Genomic DNA, 20,209 nt, shown 5'->3' on the forward strand with positions numbered 1-20,209 from the left:
TCCTGATGGGCATCGCAAAGTCTTATCCTGACAGGTTGCCGCGAAAGCGACAACTCAGGCGACGTGCTGCTGATACACGCTGATGATTTCACCGGCAATCGCCACCGCAATTTCGGCGGGCAGCTTGCCTTTGACGTCCGGCAGGCCAATCGGACAGCGCAGCCGCGCCAGCGTTTCGCTCTGAACACCTTTGCCCGCCAGCCGGTAACGGAAACGCTGATTTTTCGTTGCTGAGCCAATGACCCCGGCATAGCGGAAATCACCACGTTTGAGTACCGCTTCGCACAGCGCCAGGTCGAGCGGATGATGATGGGTCATGATGATAAAGTAGCTGCCCGCAGGGGCCTGCGCCACGCAGTCGAGCGGATCATCGGGCTGCTGCGTAACGACCCCGGCAGGAACGTGGCCGAATTGGCCGGGACGGCTGTCGATCCAGTTTATGTGACAGGGTAACGTGGACAGCAGGTTCACCAGCGCCTGCCCGACATGGCCCGCGCCAAACAGGTGGATTTCCGGCTGCGCCTGAAGCAGCGGCTCAAACAGCAGTGTGGTCTTGCCCCCGCAGCACTGCCCCAGCCGTGCGCCCAGACTGTAATCCTCTGTGTGGGGCGCGGTCGCCCCGCTTTGCAGCATGGCTCTGGCCTGAGCGATGCAGGCAAACTCCAGATGCCCGCCACCAATGGTGAGAAAGCTCTCCTGCTGCGTGACGACCATTTTGCTGCCGCTGTCACGCGGCACTGAACCGTGCTCACTGAGCACGGTGATTAATACACAGCTCTGACGTTTCTCACGCAGCTGATGCAGTACGCCGATCCAGTCATGATAGATCATCACTGGCTCCTGTCAGGCGCTGCACGCCCCAGAAGATGCGTTCAGGCGTGGCGGGCGCATCCAGCAGCGGATGCTGCCGGTAACCGGCGACGCTGGCGACAGCATCCTGCAACGCACACCAGGCGGCTATCCCTAACATAAAGGGCGGCTCACCTACGGCCTTGGAGTGGAACACCGTGTCTTTGGGGTTTTTGCGGTTCTCCACCAGCGTCACCCGCAGATCTGCCGGGACGTCGCTGATGGCCGGGATTTTGTAGCTCGCCGGGCCATCTGTCAGCAGCTGACCTTTGTCATTCCAGACCAGCTCTTCGCAGGTCAGCCAGCCGACGCCCTGAACAAAGCCGCCTTCAACCTGGCCGATGTCGATAGCCGGATTCAGGGATGCCCCGACGTCATGCAGGATATCAGCACGCAGCAGGCGGGATTCACCGGTCAGGGTATCAATCACCACTTCGCAGCAGGCCGCACCAAAGGCGTAGTAGTAGAACGGCGTGCCGCGCCCCGCCTGCCGGTCGTAATGAATGCCCGGCACGCGGTAATACCCGGTGGCCGAGAGTGGCACCTGATTCAGCCACGCCAGCTTTGCCACCTCGGCAAACGTGTAATGTTTTTCGCCGGCGCGAACAACGCCGTTACGGAAGCTCACCGCCGCCGCATCACACTGATGCAGTTCACAGAGCATAGCGGTCATTCTGTCACGCAGAATTTCCGCTGCATTCTGCGCCGCTTTACCGTTAAGGTCAGCGCCGCTGGAGGCCGCCGTCGGCGAGGTGTTGGGCACTTTGCCGGTGTCGGTAGCGGTGATCTGGATCTTATCGGTCTCAATCTGCAACACTTCGGCGACAATCTGAATCACCTTGGTGTTCAGCCCCTGGCCCATCTCGGTGCCACCGTGGTTAAGCTGCACCGTGCCGTCGGTGTAGATCAGGATCAGCGCCCCGGCCTGATTGAGGAAACTGGAGGTAAAGGAGATGCCAAATTTTACCGGCGTCAGCGCCAGACCGCGTTTCAGCAGCGTACTACGGGCGTTAAAGGCCGTAATTTCTTTACGGCGGGCCTGATAATCACTGCTCTGCTCCAGCTGTACGGTGATCTCATCCAGCAGATTGTCCTCAACCTGCTGGTGGTAATGGGTAATGTTACGATCCTGCTTGCCGTAGTAATTCCGCTTGCGCAGTGCCAGCGGGTCCAGCCCACGGTCACGGGCGATGTGATCCATGATCTGTTCAATCGCCACCATGCCCTGTGGCCCGCCAAAACCGCGATAGGCGGTATTCGACGCCGTGTTGGTACGGCAGCGATAGCCGGTAATCAGTGCATCTCCCAGGTAATAAGCGTTATCGGCGTGGAACATAGCACGATCGACAATGGATCCGCTGAGATCCAGTGAATAACCGCAGTTACCGGCCAGATCGATTTTGATGCCGCACAGACGCCCGTCCTCTTCAACGCCCGCGTCATAGCGCACAAAGAATGGGTGGCGCTTGCCGGTGACGCGCATATCATCGCGGCGGGAAAGCCGCATCTTCGCCGCCCGCCCGGTCTGACGCGCAACGATAGCGCAGAGACAGGCGACGCCAGCCGCCTGCGTCTCTTTGCCACCAAAGCCACCGCCCATCCGCCGCATATCAATGGTGACCTGATTCAGGCTGATGCCCATCACTCCCGCCACCAGCTTCTGCACTTCGGTGGGGTTCTGGGTTGAGGAGAAGACCTGCAACTGCTGGTCCTCGCCAGGAATGACCAGCGCCGTCTGGGTTTCCAGATAGAAATGTTCCTGACCACCAATATGAAACGATCCGCTGACCCGGTGTGGTGCCCGCGCCAGGGCCGCTTCCACGTCACCGCGCTGATGAATATGGGGTTCCTGTACAAAACTGCCCTGTGCCAGCGCCTGCTCCACATCGAGCAGCGGTTCCAGCACCTCATATTCAATCACCGCCGCCGCCGCACCAAGGCGGGCAGCGTCGGGGGATTCCGCTGCAACCGCGATGATGATCTGCCCCAGATACTCCACTTTGTCATGAGCCAGCAGCGGATCGCCAGGTTCCAGCGGCCCGACATCATTAATGCCCGGTACATCCTGCCAGGTCAAAACGCTGACGACGCCGGGAACGGCATAGCAGGGCTGAACGTCAATGTGCAGGATGCGCGCATGCGCATGTTCACTCAGGCGCGGACAGAGATGCAGCAGACCCGGCAGTTCCGGCTTGTCGTCGATAAAACGCGCCTCACCGGAGACATGTTTTTCTGCGCTCTCATGACGATGGTTTCGGCCCACACCGCTCTGTAAATCCGCGGCAAACTGCGCCTTGATCACCTCTTCGTTGAGTTCAGGACGGTTATGAGACATAGCGGGAGACCTCAAGACAGGTTATTTCGCCGTTGTGGCGATGCCAGTAGCGGCGAAGCAGATTTCGTGCGACCTGCAAACGGTAGTCGCTGCTGGCGCGGAAATCGGAAAGCGGCTGGAAATCGTCTGCAAGCGCGGCGGCTGCACGTGACACCGTCACAGCATTCAGCGGCTGACCGATGAGCACCTGTTCGCAGTGGCGGGCGCGTTGCGGTACGGCCGCCATGCCGCCAAATGCGATGCGTGCAGCACTGACCACGCCCTGTTCCATTTGCAGGTTAAAGGCGGCGAATACGGCTGAGATATCATCATCCAGCCGCTTCGAGACCTTCCAGGCCACAAAATCAGGTGACACCGTCACCTTATCAATGCGAATAGCGCGGATAAACTCCCCCTTTTCCAGCAGCGTCTGACGATAGCCGGTAAAGAACTGATCCAGCGGCAGGCTGCGCTGCTGCTCACCGCGCTGCAGCAGCAGACTGGCATTGAGTGCCAGCAGCACCGGTGAGGCGTCACCTATCGGGGAGGCGTTGCCGATATTACCGCCTAATGTGCCCTGCAAACGGATTTGCAGTGAGGCAAAGCGCTGCAGCATCTCGCTGACGCCGGGAATGCGGCTGGCAAGGAATTCGCTGACCTGCTGCAACGATGCGCCTGCACCCAGCAGGTAGTGGTCATCAAATTCGCTGCAGACTTTGAGCGCGGCAACCTGCTCAAGTGCAATCAGCAGCGGTATTTTTTTATGCTGCTGGGTGATTTGCAGGCTGAGATCGGTGCCACCGGCAATCAGTTTCGCATCGGGATAAGCCTGATAGATCGCCGCCAGCTGGGCCGGGGTTTTTGGCAGGAAGCAGCGGCGACCTTCACCGCCAATCTCCTGCATCTCCGGGGTAGCCAGCGCCTCCAGCCGCTGCACGGTGGTGGTGGCGCTGTGGTCGAACTGGTCATTGACCGGCTGCGAGCAGAGCTGTTCAGCGGCAGCCATAATCGGCCGGTAGCCTGTGCAGCGGCAGAGATTGCCCGCCAGCGCGGTTTCCGCATGATGGCGATCCCAGCCTGCCGCGTTTTTTTGCAGACTGAACAACGACATCACAAAGCCTGGCGTACAGAACCCACATTGCGATCCGTGGCAGTCGACCATCGCCTGCTGCGCCGGATGGAGCGCGCGACCGTGGCGCAAGTCTTCAACCGTGATCAGCTGTTTGCCCTGCAACGAGGAGACCAGCGTCAGACAGCTGTTCACCGTTTCATACTGCATCTCACCCGCAACGGCTTTGCCCAGTGTCACGCTGCAGGCACCGCAGTCGCCGGAGGCACAGCCCTCTTTGGTGCCGGGGCGATGCTGTCGGGTGCGCAGATAGTTCAGGACCGTAAGATTGGGGTCAAGCGCGTCTTCGCTGACCAGCTGATTGTTCAACAGAAACTGGATCATGCGGCTTGCTCCTGTGCGTCACGCTGCCAGACCGGACGACCAGCTACCCAGGTCTGGGCAATATTGCGGTCGTCGCCCAGCGTCATTAATACAAACAGTTTTTCCCAGATATCTTTGCTGTTGCCGATGCGCAGCTGTTGCAGGGCAGAAACTGCCGGATCGAGTACCACAAAGTCCGCTTCTTTTCCGACGCTGAAATTCCCGATCAGGTGGTCGAGATCCAGCGCACGCGCCCCGCCCAGCGTAGCGTGATAGAAGGCTTCGGCGGCGCTGAGCCGGTAATGCTGCAGCTGGCCCACCTTGTAGGCTTCCCCCAGCGTCTGCAGCATATTAAAGGTTGTGCCCGCGCCAACATCGGTGCCCATCCCCACCTTTACGCCCTGCTGCCAGCTGCGTCTGAGGTTAAACAGGCCGCTGCCAAGGAACAGGTTTGAGGTGGGACAAAAGGCTATAGAGGAGCAGGTATCGTGCAGGCACTGCCACTCCTCCTCTTCCAGATGCAGGCAGTGAGCGAAAACGCTGCGGCGGCCGGTCAGCTGATGGTGATGATACACATCCAGATAGCCCGCACGCTCCGGGAACAGTTCTTTCACCCAGGCCACCTCCTGCGGGTTTTCGCTGAGATGGGTGTGCAGCCAGGTATCCGGAAATTCCTGACGGAGCTGCTGCACTTTTTCCAGCAGCTGTGGGGATGAGGTTGGCGCAAAGCGCGGTGTCAGGGCGTAGCTCAGCCGTCCGCGCTGATGCCAGCGCTCAATCAGTGCCCGCGTCTGCTGGTAGCTTTGCTCCGGCGTTTCGGTGAGGTTATCCGGCGCATTGCGATCCATCATCACTTTACCGGCAATCAGCCGCATATTGAGCGCTTCGGCAGCGCTGAACAGCGCGTCGACAGATTGCGGATGCACGGTGCCAAACACCAGCGCGCTGGTGGTGCCGTTAGAAAGCAGCTGATGCAGGAAAAAAGCGGACATCCTGGCAGCGTGATCCGGGCAGTGATACTGCGCTTCAACCGGGAAGGTGTAGTGATTCAGCCACTCCAGCAGCTGTTCGCCGAAAGCGCCGATCATCTCTGTCTGGGGATAATGAATGTGGGTATCGACAAAGCCCGGCACAATCAGTTTACCGCGCAGGTCGGTGACGGGCAGCCCCGCCAGTTTCGCCTCGCTGTTCTCCCAGCTATCCAGCCCCACTACGCGACCGTCACGCAGCACCATGACGCCATCCTCCAGATAGCGTGCCTTTCCGGCCAGGTCGTCGGGCTGATCCACCACGCCAGTAAAGTCAAAAAAGCTGGCGCGAATCGCCGTGTCGGTTGCTGATAGCATGGTATGTCCTTACTGAAAACACAGTTTGAATAGGGGCTGATGGTGCCTTGTTAAAACCTTGCAACCTGCGTGCCAGATTTGAAATCCAATAAATCACTTAATTATCAGTGGAATAGCTCACTTTCAGAGGCGTTGCGCAACAAAAGTGGCCTCTGAGAGTCCCGCAACCGTTTGCGGGGCAGATGCAAACGGTTGCCATTCACTTTCGCGTAAATTGTTTAATCTAAGTATGGCTGGTCGTCCGCAGCTCTGCTCTTTTACGGTGCAGCCTGCCCTGAAAAGGCGCAGCCGGGCCACCGGGGATGTCGGTTTACCGGCCTGGTCGCTTTTCCACGCGCAGAAGCAGAAATGAAATGCTATGGTGAAGCCATCGACTCTGAAAATGGCATAAGGAACAGTGAGATGATTATTTTTGTCACCGGCGCGACCGCCGGTTTTGGTGAAAGCATCACCCGCCGCTTTATTGAGAATGGTCACAAAGTGATCGCGACTGGCCGACGCGCTGAGCGTCTGAAAGCGTTAAAGGATGAGCTGGGCGATAACCTCTATACGGTGCAGCTTGATGTCCGTAACCGGGCCGCCATCGAAGAGGCAGTCGCGCAGTTACCGGCTGACTGGCGCAATATCGACGTACTGGTCAATAACGCCGGTCTGGCGCTGGGCATTGAGCCTGCGCACAAAGCCAACGTCGAAGACTGGGAAAACATGATCGACACCAACACCAAAGGCCTGGTCTATATGACCCGCGCCCTGCTGCCACAGATGGTGGAGCGTGACGCAGGTCATATCATCAACATCGGCTCAATAGCGGGTAGCTGGCCTTATGCGGGGGGGAACGTTTACGGGGCGACCAAAGCCTTTGTGCGCCAGTTCAGCCTTAACCTGCGTACGGATTTGCACGGCACCGCGCTGCGCGTAACCGATATTGAACCGGGTCTGGTCGGCGGCACCGAGTTTTCCAACGTGCGCTTTAAAGGCGATGATGACAAAGCCGGTCAGGTCTACGAAGGTGCAACCGCATTAACGCCGGAAGATGTGACAGAAGCCGTCTGGTGGGTCGCCACGCTGCCGAAGCACGTCAATATTAATAGCCTGGAGATGATGCCGGTCAGCCAGACGCTGGCGGGTCTGAAAGTGCATAAGCCGTAAGCCTCTGCCGCGCCAGCCAGCACGGCTGGCGTTAACTGCGTCCCCAGCCCATCACAATAATCAGCATGCCGCTGGCCGCAATCAGTGCGCCGCTCCAGTCCCACGCGCTGAGTTTCATGCCATCCACCACCCGCAACCAGAGCAGTGCAGTCAGCACATAGACACCCCCATAGGCGGCATACACCCGGCCACTGGCGGCAGGATGCAGGGTCAGCAGCCAGACGAACAGCACCAGACTCGCTGCGGCGGGCAGTAACAGCCAGGCAGAGCCGCCTTTTTTCAGCCACAGCCACGGCAGAAAGCAGCCAGTAATCTCCGCCAGCGCGGTAATAAAAAACAGCAAGGCGGTTTTAATCAGCACCCTGACCTCTCCTGAACGTAAACAAACGACTCACCGCTGGTGAGCAAAGAAACGGCGATGATATACTAAGAGGCTATGCCATCAGGCTATTTTATTTGCCAGTCTGAACCCGGGCAGTGCGCACAATCTTCACGTATTTTACTGCGTTGCGGTTGTTGCGCGCTGTCCGTACACGATTGCTGCAATCATTACGCCTGATGGGATAGGCTCTAAGCATAACCGCTGCAACCGCCCTCGCGGATGGCAATGTCAGCGTTAACTAAAGGATAATGTGATGAAAAAAATGATCCCCGCTCTGCTTCTGATCCTGCTCTCCGGTACGGCTTTGACGGCGGGTGCGACCACCAACCGCCTGATCATTGAAGACGGCAGCACTGCGCTGGGCAACGAAGCAGCGCGTCAGAATAAAGAGCAATGGAATGACACGCGCATGCTGCGCAATAAGGTGAACACCCGCGTCGAAAAAGAGTTTGATAAAACCGATCGCGCGTTTGATACCCGCGACAAGTGCGAGCAGAGCCTCAATCTCAACGCCTACTGGGAACCCAACACCCTGCGTTGCCTGGATCGCCGTTCGGGTCGCCCGGTAGCGCCGTAAATTTGAGCTATAGTAATGACGGACGACTAACATAAGGAAGACGTGATGAAGCTACAGAGGGTTTTGTTGAGCGCGGCGTTATTTGCTCTGCCGCTGATGGCGCAGGCATCCTGCGAAACGGTTAAAGCCGATATCAGCCAGAAGATTATTCAGAACGGTGTACCTGAGTCGGGGTTTAGCCTCGACATCGTTGCCAACGATCAGGTTGATCAGGCGGGCGGTCAGGTCGTCGGACATTGTGAAAACGACACACAAAAGATTGTTTATAAGCGTACAGGCCGTGACGACGAAGCCAGCGTCCCCGCCAGTGCAGGCAGTTCGCAGGACGCGCCTGCCCAGTAGTGAGACTCCAGTCAGGGCGACATTCTGTCGCCCTGACCGTTAATCTGCCTGTTCTGGCCGCTGACGCGGCATCATCCAGGCCACCCCTACCGCGAACAGCGCAATCACCAGTGCCACCACAAACACCCAGTGCAGTGATGCGGCTATCGCAGCGATCATCTGCTGCAGGCTTTCCGGCGGCAACTGCTGGCGACCCGGCTCAGACATAATCTGCTGCACCGGATCCTGAACCTGTGGCAGACGCCACTGCAGATTAAGGTTCAGCACGGCCCCCATGATCGCCGTTCCCACCGCCGACCCGATCATCCGGCTGAACATGATTGAGGCGGTACAGATGCCGCGGATCGCGTAGTCCGCCTGGTTCTGGACCGAGACCAGGAAGGTGGTGCTGGTCATCCCCATACCGGTGCCAATCAGAAACGCCGTAAAGCCCGCCTGATAAAGGGAGCTGGCGGGCTGTAAAAACAGCAACAGTGCGCTACCGGCGACCAGCAGCAGTGCGCCGAGCTGCGCGGTAAAGCGGTAGGACGTGTGAAGCATCAGCCTGCCACTTAAGGTGCTGGCCAGCGGCCAGCCAATCGACATCATCGCCAGCACGCTGCCTGCCTGTAACGGTGAGCCGCCGCTGATCCCCTGAATCCACGTGGGCAGAAACGCGCTGATGCCCATCATGGCCGCCCCGATGATCAGGTTGCCCGCATTGCCTGCCACGATCAGGCGGCTGCGCCAGATCACCAGCGGAAACAGCGGTGCCGCAGCGTGCTGCTCGTGGCGCTTAAGCTGCCAGCCCGCGAACAGCGAGAAAAGCAGAAACGGAACCAGCCAGACGCCCAGCGGTTCCGCCTGCAACAGCGCAATCAGCAGGGCCGTCACGCACAGCATCAGCCAGCTGCTGCCCGCCAGATTCAGCGGCTGCGATGTCTCTTTTTTCTGATGCGCCGGTAACCAGCGCGCCAGCATCAGCATACTGATCAGCCCTATGGGCAGATTGACCCAGAAAATCACCGACCAGCTAAAGTGCTGCACCAGCCAGGCTCCGGTCAGCGGCCCCACTATCGCCGCGCCCCCCCAGACGCTGGAGAGCCAGCCCTGTACGCTGGCACGTTCACGCGGCGAGTAAATGTCTGCCACGATGGTGGAGCTGAGCGGCATGATGGCACCCGCGCCCAGGCCCTGGAACGCCCGGAAAAGAATGAGCCAGATCATCGTATGGGCAAAGCCACACAGCACCGATCCCACCAGAAATATCGAAGTGCCGATGAAAAACATGGTTTTGCGACCCACCATATCTGCCAGCCGCCCATAGAGCGGCACGCTGACCGCCTGGGTCAGCAGATAAATGGAAAAGACCCAGCCAAACTGCGAAAAACCGCCCAGGTCAGCAATGATGGTCGGCATCGCGGTGGCCACAATGGTGACTTCAATCGCGGCCATAAACATCGCCAGCATGCAGGCAATTAAGATCCAGTGGCGATGTCCGGTCTGAAGTTGTGCGCTGTCAGTCATAAGGTTCCTTTTTTATTTGCAAGGCTAGCTGAAAAACAGCCCGTGCAGTTTCCCACGCGTGCGCATTTCCTGCACCATCTGTGACGGTGTCACCTAAAGTCGATGAATTTTTTTTATTGTCGCATTAGCCCAGCGGCTACGCGGCTTTAACACCATTTTAACCTGTTTCTATCTGCCTGATTTTGGGCCTGAAAGCTGGCTTGTGCAAAAAAGGCCTGCTATAGCATTACATCATCTTATTCGGTATTCACTGAAAAAGAGTGGATAAACAGTCATTTTATCCACATTTTATCGCAGTTTCGGTATTGGGCGCGGCGGCAGTTTTTGCCGCACCTGTCGGGCTGTTTAAGGTTTTTATAACAATTGAGATCGTTATCAGGGAGATTCTCCTATGCAAAATGCTTCACTGGCCCGACGCGCCGGTCTGGCACTGCTTGCAGTGGTCGCGGTGATTGCGGTGCTGATCTGGGGCCTGGGCTGGGATCAGCTGGTCGCCCGTAAAGTTGACCTGATCTATCTTGGGCAACAACACCTCTTCTTAGTGTTCTGGTCAATGCTGTTCGCCCTGCTGGTTGGTATCCCCAGCGGCATCCTGCTCAGTCGCCCGTTTGCGCGTCGCTGGGCTGAGTACGTGATGCAGATTTTCAACGTCGGTAACACCCTGCCACCTCTCGCGGTGCTGGCGCTGGCGATGGTCATTATCGGGATTGGCGACCGTCCGGCGCTGATTGCCCTGTTTCTGGCCTCGCTGCTGCCCATCGTCCGCAACACCTTCTCGGGTCTGAGTGCGGTTCCACCCTCGCTGATTGAGGCCGCCAACGGCATCGGCATGACCAAATGGCAACGCCTGCGCCAGGTCGAGCTGCCCAATGCTATGCCGGTCATCCTCTCTGGTGTGCGTATTGCCACCGCGATCAATGTCGGCACCGCGCCACTGGCCTTCCTGATTGGTGCCAGCAGCTTTGGCGAGCTGATCTTCCCCGGTATCTATCTGAACGACTTCCCGACGCTGATTCTGGGTGCCGTCGCTACCGCGCTGGTCGCACTGGTGCTGGATATGATGCTGGCCGCGCTGGGCCGCTTTCTGAGTCCGCACGCTGCGGCCTGACCACAAGGAATTTTGTAATGCTAACGAAGTGGATTAAGAAAAGCGCTGTCGCGTTGACCGCGACGCTGCTGCTAAGCCAGACGGCACAGGCGGCTGCCCCGCTGGTGATGGCCACCAAGAGTTTTACCGAGCAGCATATCCTGTCAGCCATGACCGTGCTCTGGCTGAAGAAGAAAGGGTTTGAGGTCGTGCCTAAACGCAATATCGCCACCACCATTGGCCGTAATGCGCTGCTGAACAGGCAGATAGATATGGTCTGGGAATATACCGGTACGTCTCTGATTATCTTTAACCACATCAGCCAGCCGATGTCTTCTCAGCAGGCGTATGACACGGTGAAAAAGCTGGATGCCAGACTGGGGCTGATCTGGCTTAACCCGGCTCCGATGAACAACACATACGCCTTTGCGATGACCCGCGAGCGTGCCGAAAAAGAGGGCATCAGCACCATGTCGCAGCTGGTGGCGAAGATAGAACAGGTGCGTCAGTCTGACCCGGATCATAACTGGCGGCTGGGCCTGGACCTGGAGTTTGCCGGTCGTTCCGACGGCATGAAGCCGCTGCAGAAGACCTACAACCTGACGCTGGATCGCCCGCAGATTCGCCAGATGGACCCGGGGCTGGTTTATAACGCGATTCGCGACGGATTTGTGGATGCCGGTCTGATCTACACCACCGATGGCCGGGTAAAAGGCTTCGACCTGAAAGTCCTGGAGGATGACAAGCATTTCTTCCCGAGCTACAACGTGACGCCGGTCGTGCGTCAGGATGTGCTGGCGAGCCATCCGGGGCTGGATACTGCACTTAACCAGCTTTCTGCACAGATCACCGATGAGGCGATTACCGAGCTGAACAAGCGGGTCGATATCGATCATCAGTCACCGGAAAAAGTGGCGCGTGATTTCCTTCAATCCAAAAACATGCTGTAAGGAGGCACTGTGGATACCCTTCACTACATCATGGATAACTGGAGCACCCTGCTCACCCTGAGCTGGCAGCACAGCTGGCTGGTACTGGTCGCGGTCGGCCTGGCCATTGTCATTGGCGTGCCGCTCGGCATTTTGATTGTGCGCGTGAGATGGCTGGCAACGCCGATTCTGGGTATCGCCACCGTGGTGCTGACCATTCCGACCATTGCGCTGTTTGGTCTGATGATCCCACTGTTTTCGCTGATCGGTCAGGGCATCGGCGCGCTGCCCGCGATTACCGCCGTGTTTCTTTACTCACTACTGCCGATTGTCCGCAATACCCACACCGCGCTGGAGAATTTGCCAGGCGGCCTGCGTGAAGCGGGTCGCGGCATCGGTATGACCTTCTGGCAGCGTCTGCGCTGGGTTGAAATCCCGATGGCACTGCCGGTGATTTTCGGCGGCATCAGAACCGCCGTGGTAATGAACGTGGGCGTGATGGCGATTGCGGCCGTCATTGGCGCGGGCGGTCTGGGCCAGCTGCTGCTGGATGGGATCAGCGGCAGTGATATTCGTATGTTAATTGCCGGGGCATTGATGATTTGTCTGCTGGCTATTTTTCTTGACTGGCTGCTGCACCGTTTGCAGCAGGCGCTGACTCCAAAGGGGATTCGATAATGATTACGCTGGAAAACCTGACGAAAACCTTTACCCAGAAAAACGGCACCACGAATAAAGCCGTCGATAACGTCAGCCTGCATGTGCCCGCCGGTGAGATGTGCGTGCTGCTCGGTCCCTCTGGCTGCGGGAAAACCACCACGCTGAAGATGATAAACCGTCTGATCCCCGCCACCAGCGGCCGTATCCTGATTAATGGCGAAGACACCAGCACGCAGGACACCACCACTTTACGCCGCAACATTGGCTATGTGATCCAGCAGATCGGTCTGTTTCCTAACATGACCATTGAGGAGAACATTACCGTGGTGCCGCGCATGCTGGGCTGGAATAAAAAGCAGTGCCATGAGCGCGCCACGGAGCTGATGAGCATGGTCGCGCTGGATCCTAAAAAGTTTCTGCACCGCTATCCGCGTGAGATGTCCGGCGGTCAGCAGCAGCGTATCGGCGTGATTCGTGCGCTGGCAGCAGATCCACCGGTATTGCTGATGGATGAGCCGTTTGGTGCTGTCGACCCGATTAACCGCGAAGTGATCCAGAACGAGTTCCTCGACATGCAGCGTCAGCTGAAGAAAACCGTCATGCTGGTCAGCCACGACATTGACGAGGCGCTGAAGCTGGGCGATCGCATCGCGGTGTTTGGTCAGGGTAAAATTGTGCAGTGTGCCAGCCCGGATGAACTGCTGGCGACCCCGGCGAATGAATTTGTCGGCTCGTTTGTGGGTCAGGACCGAACGCTCAAGCGCCTGTTACTGGTGCAGGCAGGCGATGTAACCGATCAACAGCCGACCATCACCGTGCGCCGCTCGACGCCGCTGGACGAAGCCTTTGGCACCATGGACGAGAACGATATGCGCTCCATTACCGTGGTCGACGAGGATGGTAAACCGCTGGGCTTCGTGAAGCGTCGTGAGGCGCGAAACGTCAGCGGCCGCTGCGAAGAGAAACTGCATACCTTTAAGGTGACCGGCAAAGCGGAAGAGAACCTGCGCGTGGTGCTGTCAAAACTCTATGAGCACAATACGGTCTGGATGCCGATTGTCGATGAAGAGGGTCGCTACAGCGGGGAGATTTCGCAGGATTATATTGCGGATTACCTCAGCTCAGGGCGCACCCGTCGTCGTCTGAATCCGTAATTTTGTCACTTAAAAGGGTCTCTCAGGCCCTTTAAAATAGCTGGCAAACTTAAACTCTGATCAGTCTGGCAGCAACAAATAAGCTTAACGCGAAGGGAATGAGGTCAGAGGAGGAAAGCGTCCCGCGCCAGGACGGCGCGGGCCGAGCGTGCCCGGGATGGCGGCTTTTGCGACTTTCCGATCTGACCCTGTTCCCTGAGCAGGCTCGTTCTTAAAGCGAATCAGTTTACTGGCTGTATCGGACCATTCTTTCTGGTGTTTCAGGTAATGGCTCAGGGAGCATACGCCCTCCGCAAATACGCAAAACCTGCTATCCCTGGCGGGCTCAGCGCGGGCCATCCCTGGCCGCTATGCTTTGCTACTGGCGTATGCTCCCATCGCTTTAACTTCTGTGTTGTCTGTAAGGACAACATCAGCCCTTCTGCATTTAACGGCTTATAGCTTTTAGCTCTCGGTGAGTGTTTCCGCCTCAACCTCGTCCACCGCAGGTGCCTCGTCTGGCAGCACCAGATTGAGCACAATCGCCAGAATGCCGCCGGTTGTCACCGCATGACCAAATAAATTGTTAATCAGCGGCGGGCACTGTTTCAGCACCTCTGGCACCGCTTCCACACCCAGACCGATTCCGAATGAGATGGCGACAATCAGCATTTCGCGGCGGCCCAGTGGCGTCTGGGTCATGACGCGGATCCCGGCGGCGACTACGCTACCAAACATCACCACTGTCGCCCCGCCCAGTACGGGCGGCGGGATCTGCTGCAGCAGCGAGCCAACATAAGGAAACAGTCCCAGCAGCGCGAGCATAATCCCCAGCAGCATGCCGACATAACGGCTGGCAACGCCGGTCATCTGGATAACGCCATTGTTCTGCGCAAATGTCGTGTTGGGAAAGGCAGAGAACATTGCGGCCAGCACGCAGCTCAGGCCGTCAGCAACAATGCCGCCCTGCAGCCGCTGCTGAAAAGGCTTGCCGGTAATTGGCTGTTGTGAAATCAGGCAGTTAGCGGTGAGGTCGCCGACGGCTTCAATCACCGCAATCACGGATACCAGCGCGATCGGCAGAAATATGGTCCAGTCAAAGGCGAAACCAAACCGGAAGAAGGCAGGCAGCACCAGCCAGCTGCTCTCCGGCGCGATCTTCAGTTGCAGATGGCCAGTTAAGGCTGCTGCAATGCATCCCACGGCAATGCCCGCTACCACCGCCACAAGCCGCGCCCAGCGGTTACGCGCGCGGTTCAGCGCCACAATCACCAGCAGCGTCAGCGCACCCAGCGCCAGATTTCCCGGTGAGCCAAAATCCGTGGCGTTGTGCCCGCCCGCCCAGTCAGTGATGCTCACTTTAATCAGGCTGATGCCTATCAGGGTAATAACCGTGCCGGTCACTACCGGCGTCAGCACTTTGCGCAGCGTACCGGCGCAGCGGCTGATCAGAACCGGGATCAGCGCTGCCACCAGATTGCAGCCAAACAGCATCGCCATAATCTCTTCCGGCGAACCGCCGCGCCCTTTCACCATCAGGCCACCGGAGAGAATCACGCCCAGAAAAGCAAAGCTGGTGCCCTGTAAACAAATCATGCCCGCGCCAACGCCATAAAAGCGCCGGGCCTGCATAAACGTTCCTAAGCCGGAGACAAACAGCGACATGCTGATCAGATAAGGAATATAGGCCTGCAATCCCAGAACCGAACCAATAATCAGCGGTGGTGTAATAATCCCCACCACGCTGGCCAGCAGATGTTGCAGCGCGGCAAAAAACGCCGGTACGGGGCCAATGCGGGCTTCAAGCCCATATAACAAACCTTTCTCGTGCGAGTGCGACATGGTGGTGCTCCGGCTCTGTGTGATAAGCGGAGTTAATGCATTTTCTGCGCCATGACGTCAGGGTTGGGTGATTTCCGTTCCAGGTCTTTCAATTCTAAACAGAAATAATTACAGAGAGCCTGCGATGAGCCTGAAACTTTAGGCTCACCGCCGACTCAGATGACTTGTTTTGTTTCATATTCAGGCGATCTTTGCACTCACAGCGTGCATCGCATCCGGCTCAAGCAGGGAAATATCGATCCAGGATGTCAGATCGCGCTGTTCAGCGCGCGGCAGATAAGGCAGTTCGCCCAGCAGGGGCGCAGCAATTTTCTCGCGCAGAATTTCAATGATGTCGCTGTACTGTGCCAGTCCGGGATTGATGCGATTTGCAACCCAGCCGACCAGAGGCAGTCCGTCCAGTGCTATCGCCTCTGCCGTCAGCAGAGCATGACTGATACAGCCCGCCTGGATGCCAACCACCAACACCACCGGCAGTTGCTGCTCAACAACCCAGCAGGAAAGCGAACGGCCATCGTTCATCAAACTACGCCAGCCGCCGGTGCCCTCGACGACCACGCGATCGGCCTGCTGCGTCAGGCTGGTTAAGCCCCGGGTCAGCAAGGCGTAATCGATAATCTGGCTCGGATGGGTGCAGATCTCCTCTTCCTGGAAGACCAGTGGATTGATCGCCTGATAAGCCAGGTCGATGGATGAGGCGCTTTGCAGAACCTGTGCATCTTTGTTACGCAGGCCATCAGCGGTTTTGACGGCACAGCGTGCGACGGGTTTATAGCCGACGGCACTGTATCCGGACTGGATAAAACGTTGTAACAGCGCACGTGACACCACCGTTTTACCCACTGCGGTGTCGGTGCCGGTAACAAATAGTCTGTTCACTCACTTCTCCTCTCGAACCGTTGCGGTTAATCGGTGATTAACCTTTCTGCGAATCGGCATTTTAAGGAATGGAGGATGAGAATGGATTGCGTTAGCGCAAGTTAAGGCCTGCTTAACCTTGTAACAGTTTGACTAACAGGTGTCCGTTATAGAGCGCGTCTTTGATCAGCGCGGCACCGCCCAGCGTTCCCGGCTCGCTGAATTCAGTGGGTGCCAGCTGGATGCCCGCACTGTAGGCAGGCAGTGACTGCTGCAGAATGGTATTGCTCACCGCCGGGAAGAGCACATCTGCGGCGGCGTTCAGAGGTGAACCGATAAGAATATGTTGTGGATTGAAGATGTTGACCATCATAGCCAGAATCCGTCCGGCGTGATGTCCGACGCTGGCAATGGTGTCGCGGGCCAGGCGATCGCCCGACTGCGCGGCCGCACACAGGGACTCCAGCGTCAGCGGCTGATTATTGAGCAGGCTGTCGGGCTGGGCAGGCAGACGCTGCGCCGCCAGCGCCAGCAGGCTGCCGGTGCTTGCGACCGTTTCAAGACAGCCATGATTTCCGCAATAGCACTGCTGACCATAAGGGTCGATCTGCGTATGGCCGATCTCAACCAGCGCCCGGCCACTTTTATGCAGCAGCTGACCACCACTGATAACGCCCGCCCCCACGGTTTCATCAATCACAATCTGAATAACGTCCTGCGCACCACGCGAGGCACCAAACAGCGACTCCGCCAGCGTCCAGGCTGAAATATCGTGCTGCACAAACACCGGTAAGCCGGTTCGCGCCGCCAGCGCATCGCCCAGCGGCATATCGCGGACCTGATAGCCCGGCAACCGATGCACCACGCCTGACGCAGCGTTGATCAATCCCGGAAGCGTAATGGCGATGGCCGTGAGACGTTCCAGCTTCTTCTGATGACGGATAAAGAAAGCATCAACCTGTTCAATCAGCGAAGTCAGTAAGGGCTGAGCGGACTCATCAGGCAGCGGCAGGCTCTCTTCTGCCAGCTCACGGCTGCTGAGATCGCGTAGCGTAAAGGTCATCGCGCCGCGATGCAGACGAATCGCCAGATAGTGCCAGGCATCGGTATCCAGTATCAGTCCAATCGCCGGACGGCCCCGGCTGCCGGGATCCTGAAACTCGGTCTCCTGCACCAGATGCGCGTCCAGCATTTCACGCACAATTTTGGTAATGCTGGCCGGAGCAAGCTGGGCACGGCGGGAAAGTTCGATACGCGAAATGGGACCGTAATGGTCAATTAAACGATATACGACACCTGCATTGGTCTGCTTGATCTGGTCGATATGGCCATGTTGACTGTCCGGATTCACAACCCTGCTCCCGGTTATTTTCGCGCTTCTAAATAAACATGCGCTATGGTGAGGCAGATCAGGCGACAGCGTCAAATATTTGATTAGAAATGTGATTTATCGCACAGATTGACGTCGTGTCACGCCTGCTTCAGGCCCGGTTTTCCCGCAGTAACGCCATCATATTCTCCATCTGCGCATTCATTTCGCGTCCGGCTGACCACACCAGCCACAGCTCTGAAACCGCATCCTCTTCCGATAATGGCAGCCAGACCAGATTGGCCAGCCGCGCCCGGCGGAATGAGGCGGGCAGAATGGAAACCCCTAAACCGGTTGCCACCAGACCCAGGATGGTCATCGCCTCACCCACTTCCTGTGTGATGTAGGGCTTGATGTGGTAACGGTGCAGCAGCGCCAGAATGTCGCTGTAGAGCGCGGTTCCGCCCTGCGGATCGAAAAACACAAAAGGCTCAGCGGCCAGCGCAGTCACAGAGATAGTGTCAGCATCTGCCAGCGGATGCGCCTTATGCACCACGGCATAAAGCGGCTCGCTCAGCAGCAGCTGATGACGCAGGTCAGCGGGCAGCGGCGTATTGCGCATCACACCCAGATCGAGCCGTCCGTCATGCAACGGTGCCAGTTGCTGACGGGTGTTAATCTCCTGCATCTGAATATGGACCTGCGGCCAGCGCTGGCGGAACCGGAAGAGCGCATCAGACACGACAGCGGTAAACGGCGCTGATGAGGTAAAGCCGATGCGCAACTCGCCCTCTTCGCCACGATGCAGCCGGGCGGCGCGATCGGCCGCCTGCTCAACCTGCAACAGTATCGTGCGGGCATCATTCAGCAGCTGCTCTCCGGCAGCGGTGAGCTGCACGCTGCGGTTGGTGCGATTAAACAGCCTTGCGCCGGTCTCCGCTTCCAGCTGAATAATTTGCTGGCTGAGCGGCGGCTGGGAAATATTGAGACGCTGGGCTGCCCGCCCGAAATGGAGCTCCTCTGCGACCGCAATGAAGTAGCGCAGATGACGCAGTTCAATATTCATATCTTAAACGTCTTATTTGAGATTATTAATATATTAGACAGCATAATGCCGCTTTCCTAAGCTGACGACTGGTTTCTGACTTTAAGGAAGATGTGTGAGTCGCTCAATACAGGCAACCGTGGATGAGAAAACGGTATCTGAACCGCAAGTCTCTGTTGCTGCTGAAAGTTATATCCGGCGGGGAACGCCACAGTTTATGCGCGTCACGCTGGCGCTTTTCTCTGCGGGTCTGGCGACGTTTGCCCTGCTTTACTGCGTGCAGCCGATTCTGCCGGTGCTGTCACAGCAGTTCGGCGTTTCTCCGGCAACCAGCAGCCTGTCGCTCTCTATCTCAACCGGCCTGATGGCACTGGGCCTGCTGGTGACCGGGCCGCTCTCTGATGCTATCGGGCGAAAATCGGTAATGGTGACGGCGCTGATGCTGGCGGCCATCTGCACGCTGATCTCAGCGACCATGACCAGCTGGCACGGCATTCTGATTATGCGGGCGCTGATGGGCATGTCGCTCAGCGGTGTGGCGGCGGTGGGGATGACCTACCTCAGTGAGGAGATGGATGCGCGGGTCGTCGCCTTTTCAATGGGGTTGTACATCAGCGGTAATTCGATTGGCGGGATGAGCGGGCGTCTGCTGAGCGGTGTCCTGACCGACCTCTTCTCCTGGCGAATCGCTGTGGCAGTGATCGGCTGTTTTTCACTGGCCTCAGCGCTGATGTTCTGGAAGATCCTGCCTGCCTCGCGCCATTTCCGGCCTATCACGCTGCGTCCGCGTAATCTGCTGATTAACTTCCGGCTGCACTGGCGCGATCCGGGTCTGCCGTGGCTGTTTGCCGAAGGCTTCCTGCTGATGGGTGCCTTCGTTACCCTGTTTAACTATATTGGCTATCGGTTGCTGGATGCGCCCTGGCATCTCAGTCAGGCCGTGGTGGGTCTGTTGTCGGTGGTCTACCTCACCGGCTCCTGGAGTTCACCTAAAGCGGGTGCGCTGACCGGTCGCCTGGGACGCGGGCCGGTGATGCTGGGCGCTACAGCCATCATGCTGCTGGGTTTGCTGGTCACGGCATTTAACTCGCTGTGGCTGATTCTGCCCGGCATGATGCTGTTCACCGCCGGTTTTTTTGCTGCCCATGCGGTCGCCAGCGGCTGGATTGGTCCCCGTGCGCGCAGGGCGCGTGGTCAGGCTTCGTCGCTCTATCTGTTCAGCTACTACGTGGGTTCAAGCGTGGCGGGCACGCTGGGCGGTCTGTTCTGGCATAACTTTGGCTGGTGCGGAATTACGCTGTTTATCAGCGTCCTTCTGGTCCTGGCGCTGCTGGTTGCCTGGCGTCTTCACAGCAGAAAGCTTTGACAGGATGTTTCTTGCCAGGCCCCGCTCTTTCCGGCGGGCCTGGCGGCTTCTCACGCTGTCTGTCCCCTTCCGATCCAGAGCAA

The 20,209-nt window shown here is 57.9% G+C and carries 18 protein-coding genes; 8 read left to right on the forward strand and 10 right to left on the reverse strand.

Annotated elements, in window-relative coordinates; all coding sequences use genetic code 11:
- Positions 1-54: 54 nt before the first annotated feature.
- From xdhC to guaD, 4 genes are read right to left on the reverse strand one after another with little or no spacing between them, the layout of a single operon-like run.
- Entirely contained in the window at positions 55-831 is a 777-nt protein-coding gene (xdhC, locus tag N5J69_RS01345) for a xanthine dehydrogenase accessory protein XdhC (RefSeq protein ID WP_279767599.1), read from the reverse strand.
- A complete protein-coding gene (xdhB, locus tag N5J69_RS01350) occupies positions 818-3,184 on the reverse strand; it encodes a xanthine dehydrogenase molybdopterin binding subunit (RefSeq protein WP_279767600.1) in 2,367 nt (788 codons plus the stop codon). Before xdhB ends, xdhC begins: the two co-directional genes overlap by 14 nt.
- Entirely contained in the window at positions 3,174-4,616 is a 1,443-nt protein-coding gene (xdhA, locus tag N5J69_RS01355; protein WP_279767602.1) for a xanthine dehydrogenase small subunit, read from the reverse strand. The genes xdhB and xdhA overlap by 11 nt, the downstream gene beginning before the upstream one ends.
- Entirely contained in the window at positions 4,613-5,941 is a 1,329-nt protein-coding gene (guaD, locus tag N5J69_RS01360; RefSeq protein WP_279767603.1) for a guanine deaminase, read from the reverse strand. Before guaD ends, xdhA begins: the two co-directional genes overlap by 4 nt.
- 402 nt (positions 5,942-6,343) lie before the next feature.
- On the opposite strand from guaD, the gene ydfG reads away from it, so the two are divergent.
- Entirely contained in the window at positions 6,344-7,090 is a 747-nt protein-coding gene (gene ydfG / locus N5J69_RS01365; protein ID WP_279767604.1) for a bifunctional NADP-dependent 3-hydroxy acid dehydrogenase/3-hydroxypropionate dehydrogenase YdfG, read from the forward strand.
- Positions 7,091-7,121: 31 nt separating this feature from the next.
- Here the strand turns inward: ydfG and N5J69_RS01370 are convergent, their stop codons facing one another.
- Complete coding sequence (locus N5J69_RS01370) at positions 7,122-7,448, reverse strand: YnfA family protein (RefSeq protein WP_279768091.1); 327 nt, start codon at positions 7,446-7,448, stop codon at positions 7,122-7,124.
- Between the two features lie 277 nt (positions 7,449-7,725).
- On the opposite strand from N5J69_RS01370, the gene N5J69_RS01375 reads away from it, so the two are divergent.
- Complete coding sequence (locus N5J69_RS01375) at positions 7,726-8,049, forward strand: DUF1283 family protein (RefSeq protein WP_279767606.1); 324 nt, start codon at positions 7,726-7,728, stop codon at positions 8,047-8,049.
- A gap of 45 nt (positions 8,050-8,094) precedes the next feature.
- Complete coding sequence (locus N5J69_RS01380; RefSeq protein WP_279767607.1) at positions 8,095-8,391, forward strand: DUF1161 domain-containing protein; 297 nt, start codon at positions 8,095-8,097, stop codon at positions 8,389-8,391.
- A 39-nt stretch (positions 8,392-8,430) separates the two neighbouring features.
- On the opposite strand, the gene N5J69_RS01385 is transcribed toward N5J69_RS01380, so the two are convergent.
- Entirely contained in the window at positions 8,431-9,897 is a 1,467-nt protein-coding gene (locus N5J69_RS01385; protein WP_279767608.1) for an MDR family MFS transporter, read from the reverse strand.
- A 391-nt stretch (positions 9,898-10,288) separates the two neighbouring features.
- On the opposite strand from N5J69_RS01385, the gene N5J69_RS01390 reads away from it, so the two are divergent.
- The 4 genes from N5J69_RS01390 to osmV are packed head-to-tail and all read left to right on the forward strand — an operon-like array spanning position 10,289 to position 13,727.
- Positions 10,289-11,005, forward strand: a complete 717-nt coding sequence (locus N5J69_RS01390) for an ABC transporter permease (protein ID WP_279767609.1) — start codon at positions 10,289-10,291, stop codon at positions 11,003-11,005.
- Between the two features lie 17 nt (positions 11,006-11,022).
- Positions 11,023-11,934, forward strand: coding sequence for a glycine betaine ABC transporter substrate-binding protein (locus tag N5J69_RS01395; protein WP_279767610.1), 912 nt, complete (start codon positions 11,023-11,025; stop codon positions 11,932-11,934).
- A 9-nt stretch (positions 11,935-11,943) separates the two neighbouring features.
- The gene (osmW, locus tag N5J69_RS01400; RefSeq protein ID WP_279767611.1) at positions 11,944-12,591 is read left to right on the forward strand and encodes an osmoprotectant ABC transporter permease OsmW; all 648 of its coding nucleotides are present in this window, start codon (positions 11,944-11,946) and stop codon (positions 12,589-12,591) included.
- Positions 12,591-13,727, forward strand: a complete 1,137-nt coding sequence (gene osmV / locus N5J69_RS01405; RefSeq protein WP_279767612.1) for an osmoprotectant ABC transporter ATP-binding protein OsmV — start codon at positions 12,591-12,593, stop codon at positions 13,725-13,727. The genes osmW and osmV overlap by 1 nt, the downstream gene beginning before the upstream one ends.
- A gap of 444 nt (positions 13,728-14,171) precedes the next feature.
- Here osmV and N5J69_RS01410 read toward each other — a convergent pair whose 3' ends face one another.
- The 4 genes from N5J69_RS01410 to N5J69_RS01425 form a co-directional block, all read right to left on the reverse strand.
- Positions 14,172-15,548: a nucleobase:cation symporter-2 family protein gene (locus tag N5J69_RS01410; RefSeq protein ID WP_279767613.1), complete on the reverse strand. Its 1,377-nt coding sequence runs from the start codon at positions 15,546-15,548 to the stop codon at positions 14,172-14,174.
- Positions 15,549-15,728: 180 nt separating this feature from the next.
- Positions 15,729-16,427, reverse strand: coding sequence for a dethiobiotin synthase (gene bioD, locus N5J69_RS01415; protein ID WP_279767615.1), 699 nt, complete (start codon positions 16,425-16,427; stop codon positions 15,729-15,731).
- A gap of 112 nt (positions 16,428-16,539) precedes the next feature.
- On the reverse strand, positions 16,540-17,757 hold the full coding sequence (locus N5J69_RS01420; RefSeq protein WP_279767616.1) for an ROK family protein: 1,218 nt from the start codon (positions 17,755-17,757) through the stop codon (positions 16,540-16,542).
- Positions 17,758-17,887: 130 nt separating this feature from the next.
- Positions 17,888-18,781: a LysR family transcriptional regulator gene (locus N5J69_RS01425; protein ID WP_279767618.1), complete on the reverse strand. Its 894-nt coding sequence runs from the start codon at positions 18,779-18,781 to the stop codon at positions 17,888-17,890.
- 94 nt (positions 18,782-18,875) lie between these two features.
- On the opposite strand from N5J69_RS01425, the gene N5J69_RS01430 reads away from it, so the two are divergent.
- On the forward strand, positions 18,876-20,126 hold the full coding sequence (locus N5J69_RS01430; protein ID WP_279767619.1) for an MFS transporter: 1,251 nt from the start codon (positions 18,876-18,878) through the stop codon (positions 20,124-20,126).
- The last annotated feature ends 83 nt before the right edge of the window (positions 20,127-20,209 follow it).

It is taken from the genome of Pantoea sp. GD03673 (assembly GCF_029844725.1).
In the GTDB taxonomy this organism is placed as follows: domain Bacteria; phylum Pseudomonadota; class Gammaproteobacteria; order Enterobacterales; family Enterobacteriaceae; genus Pantoea.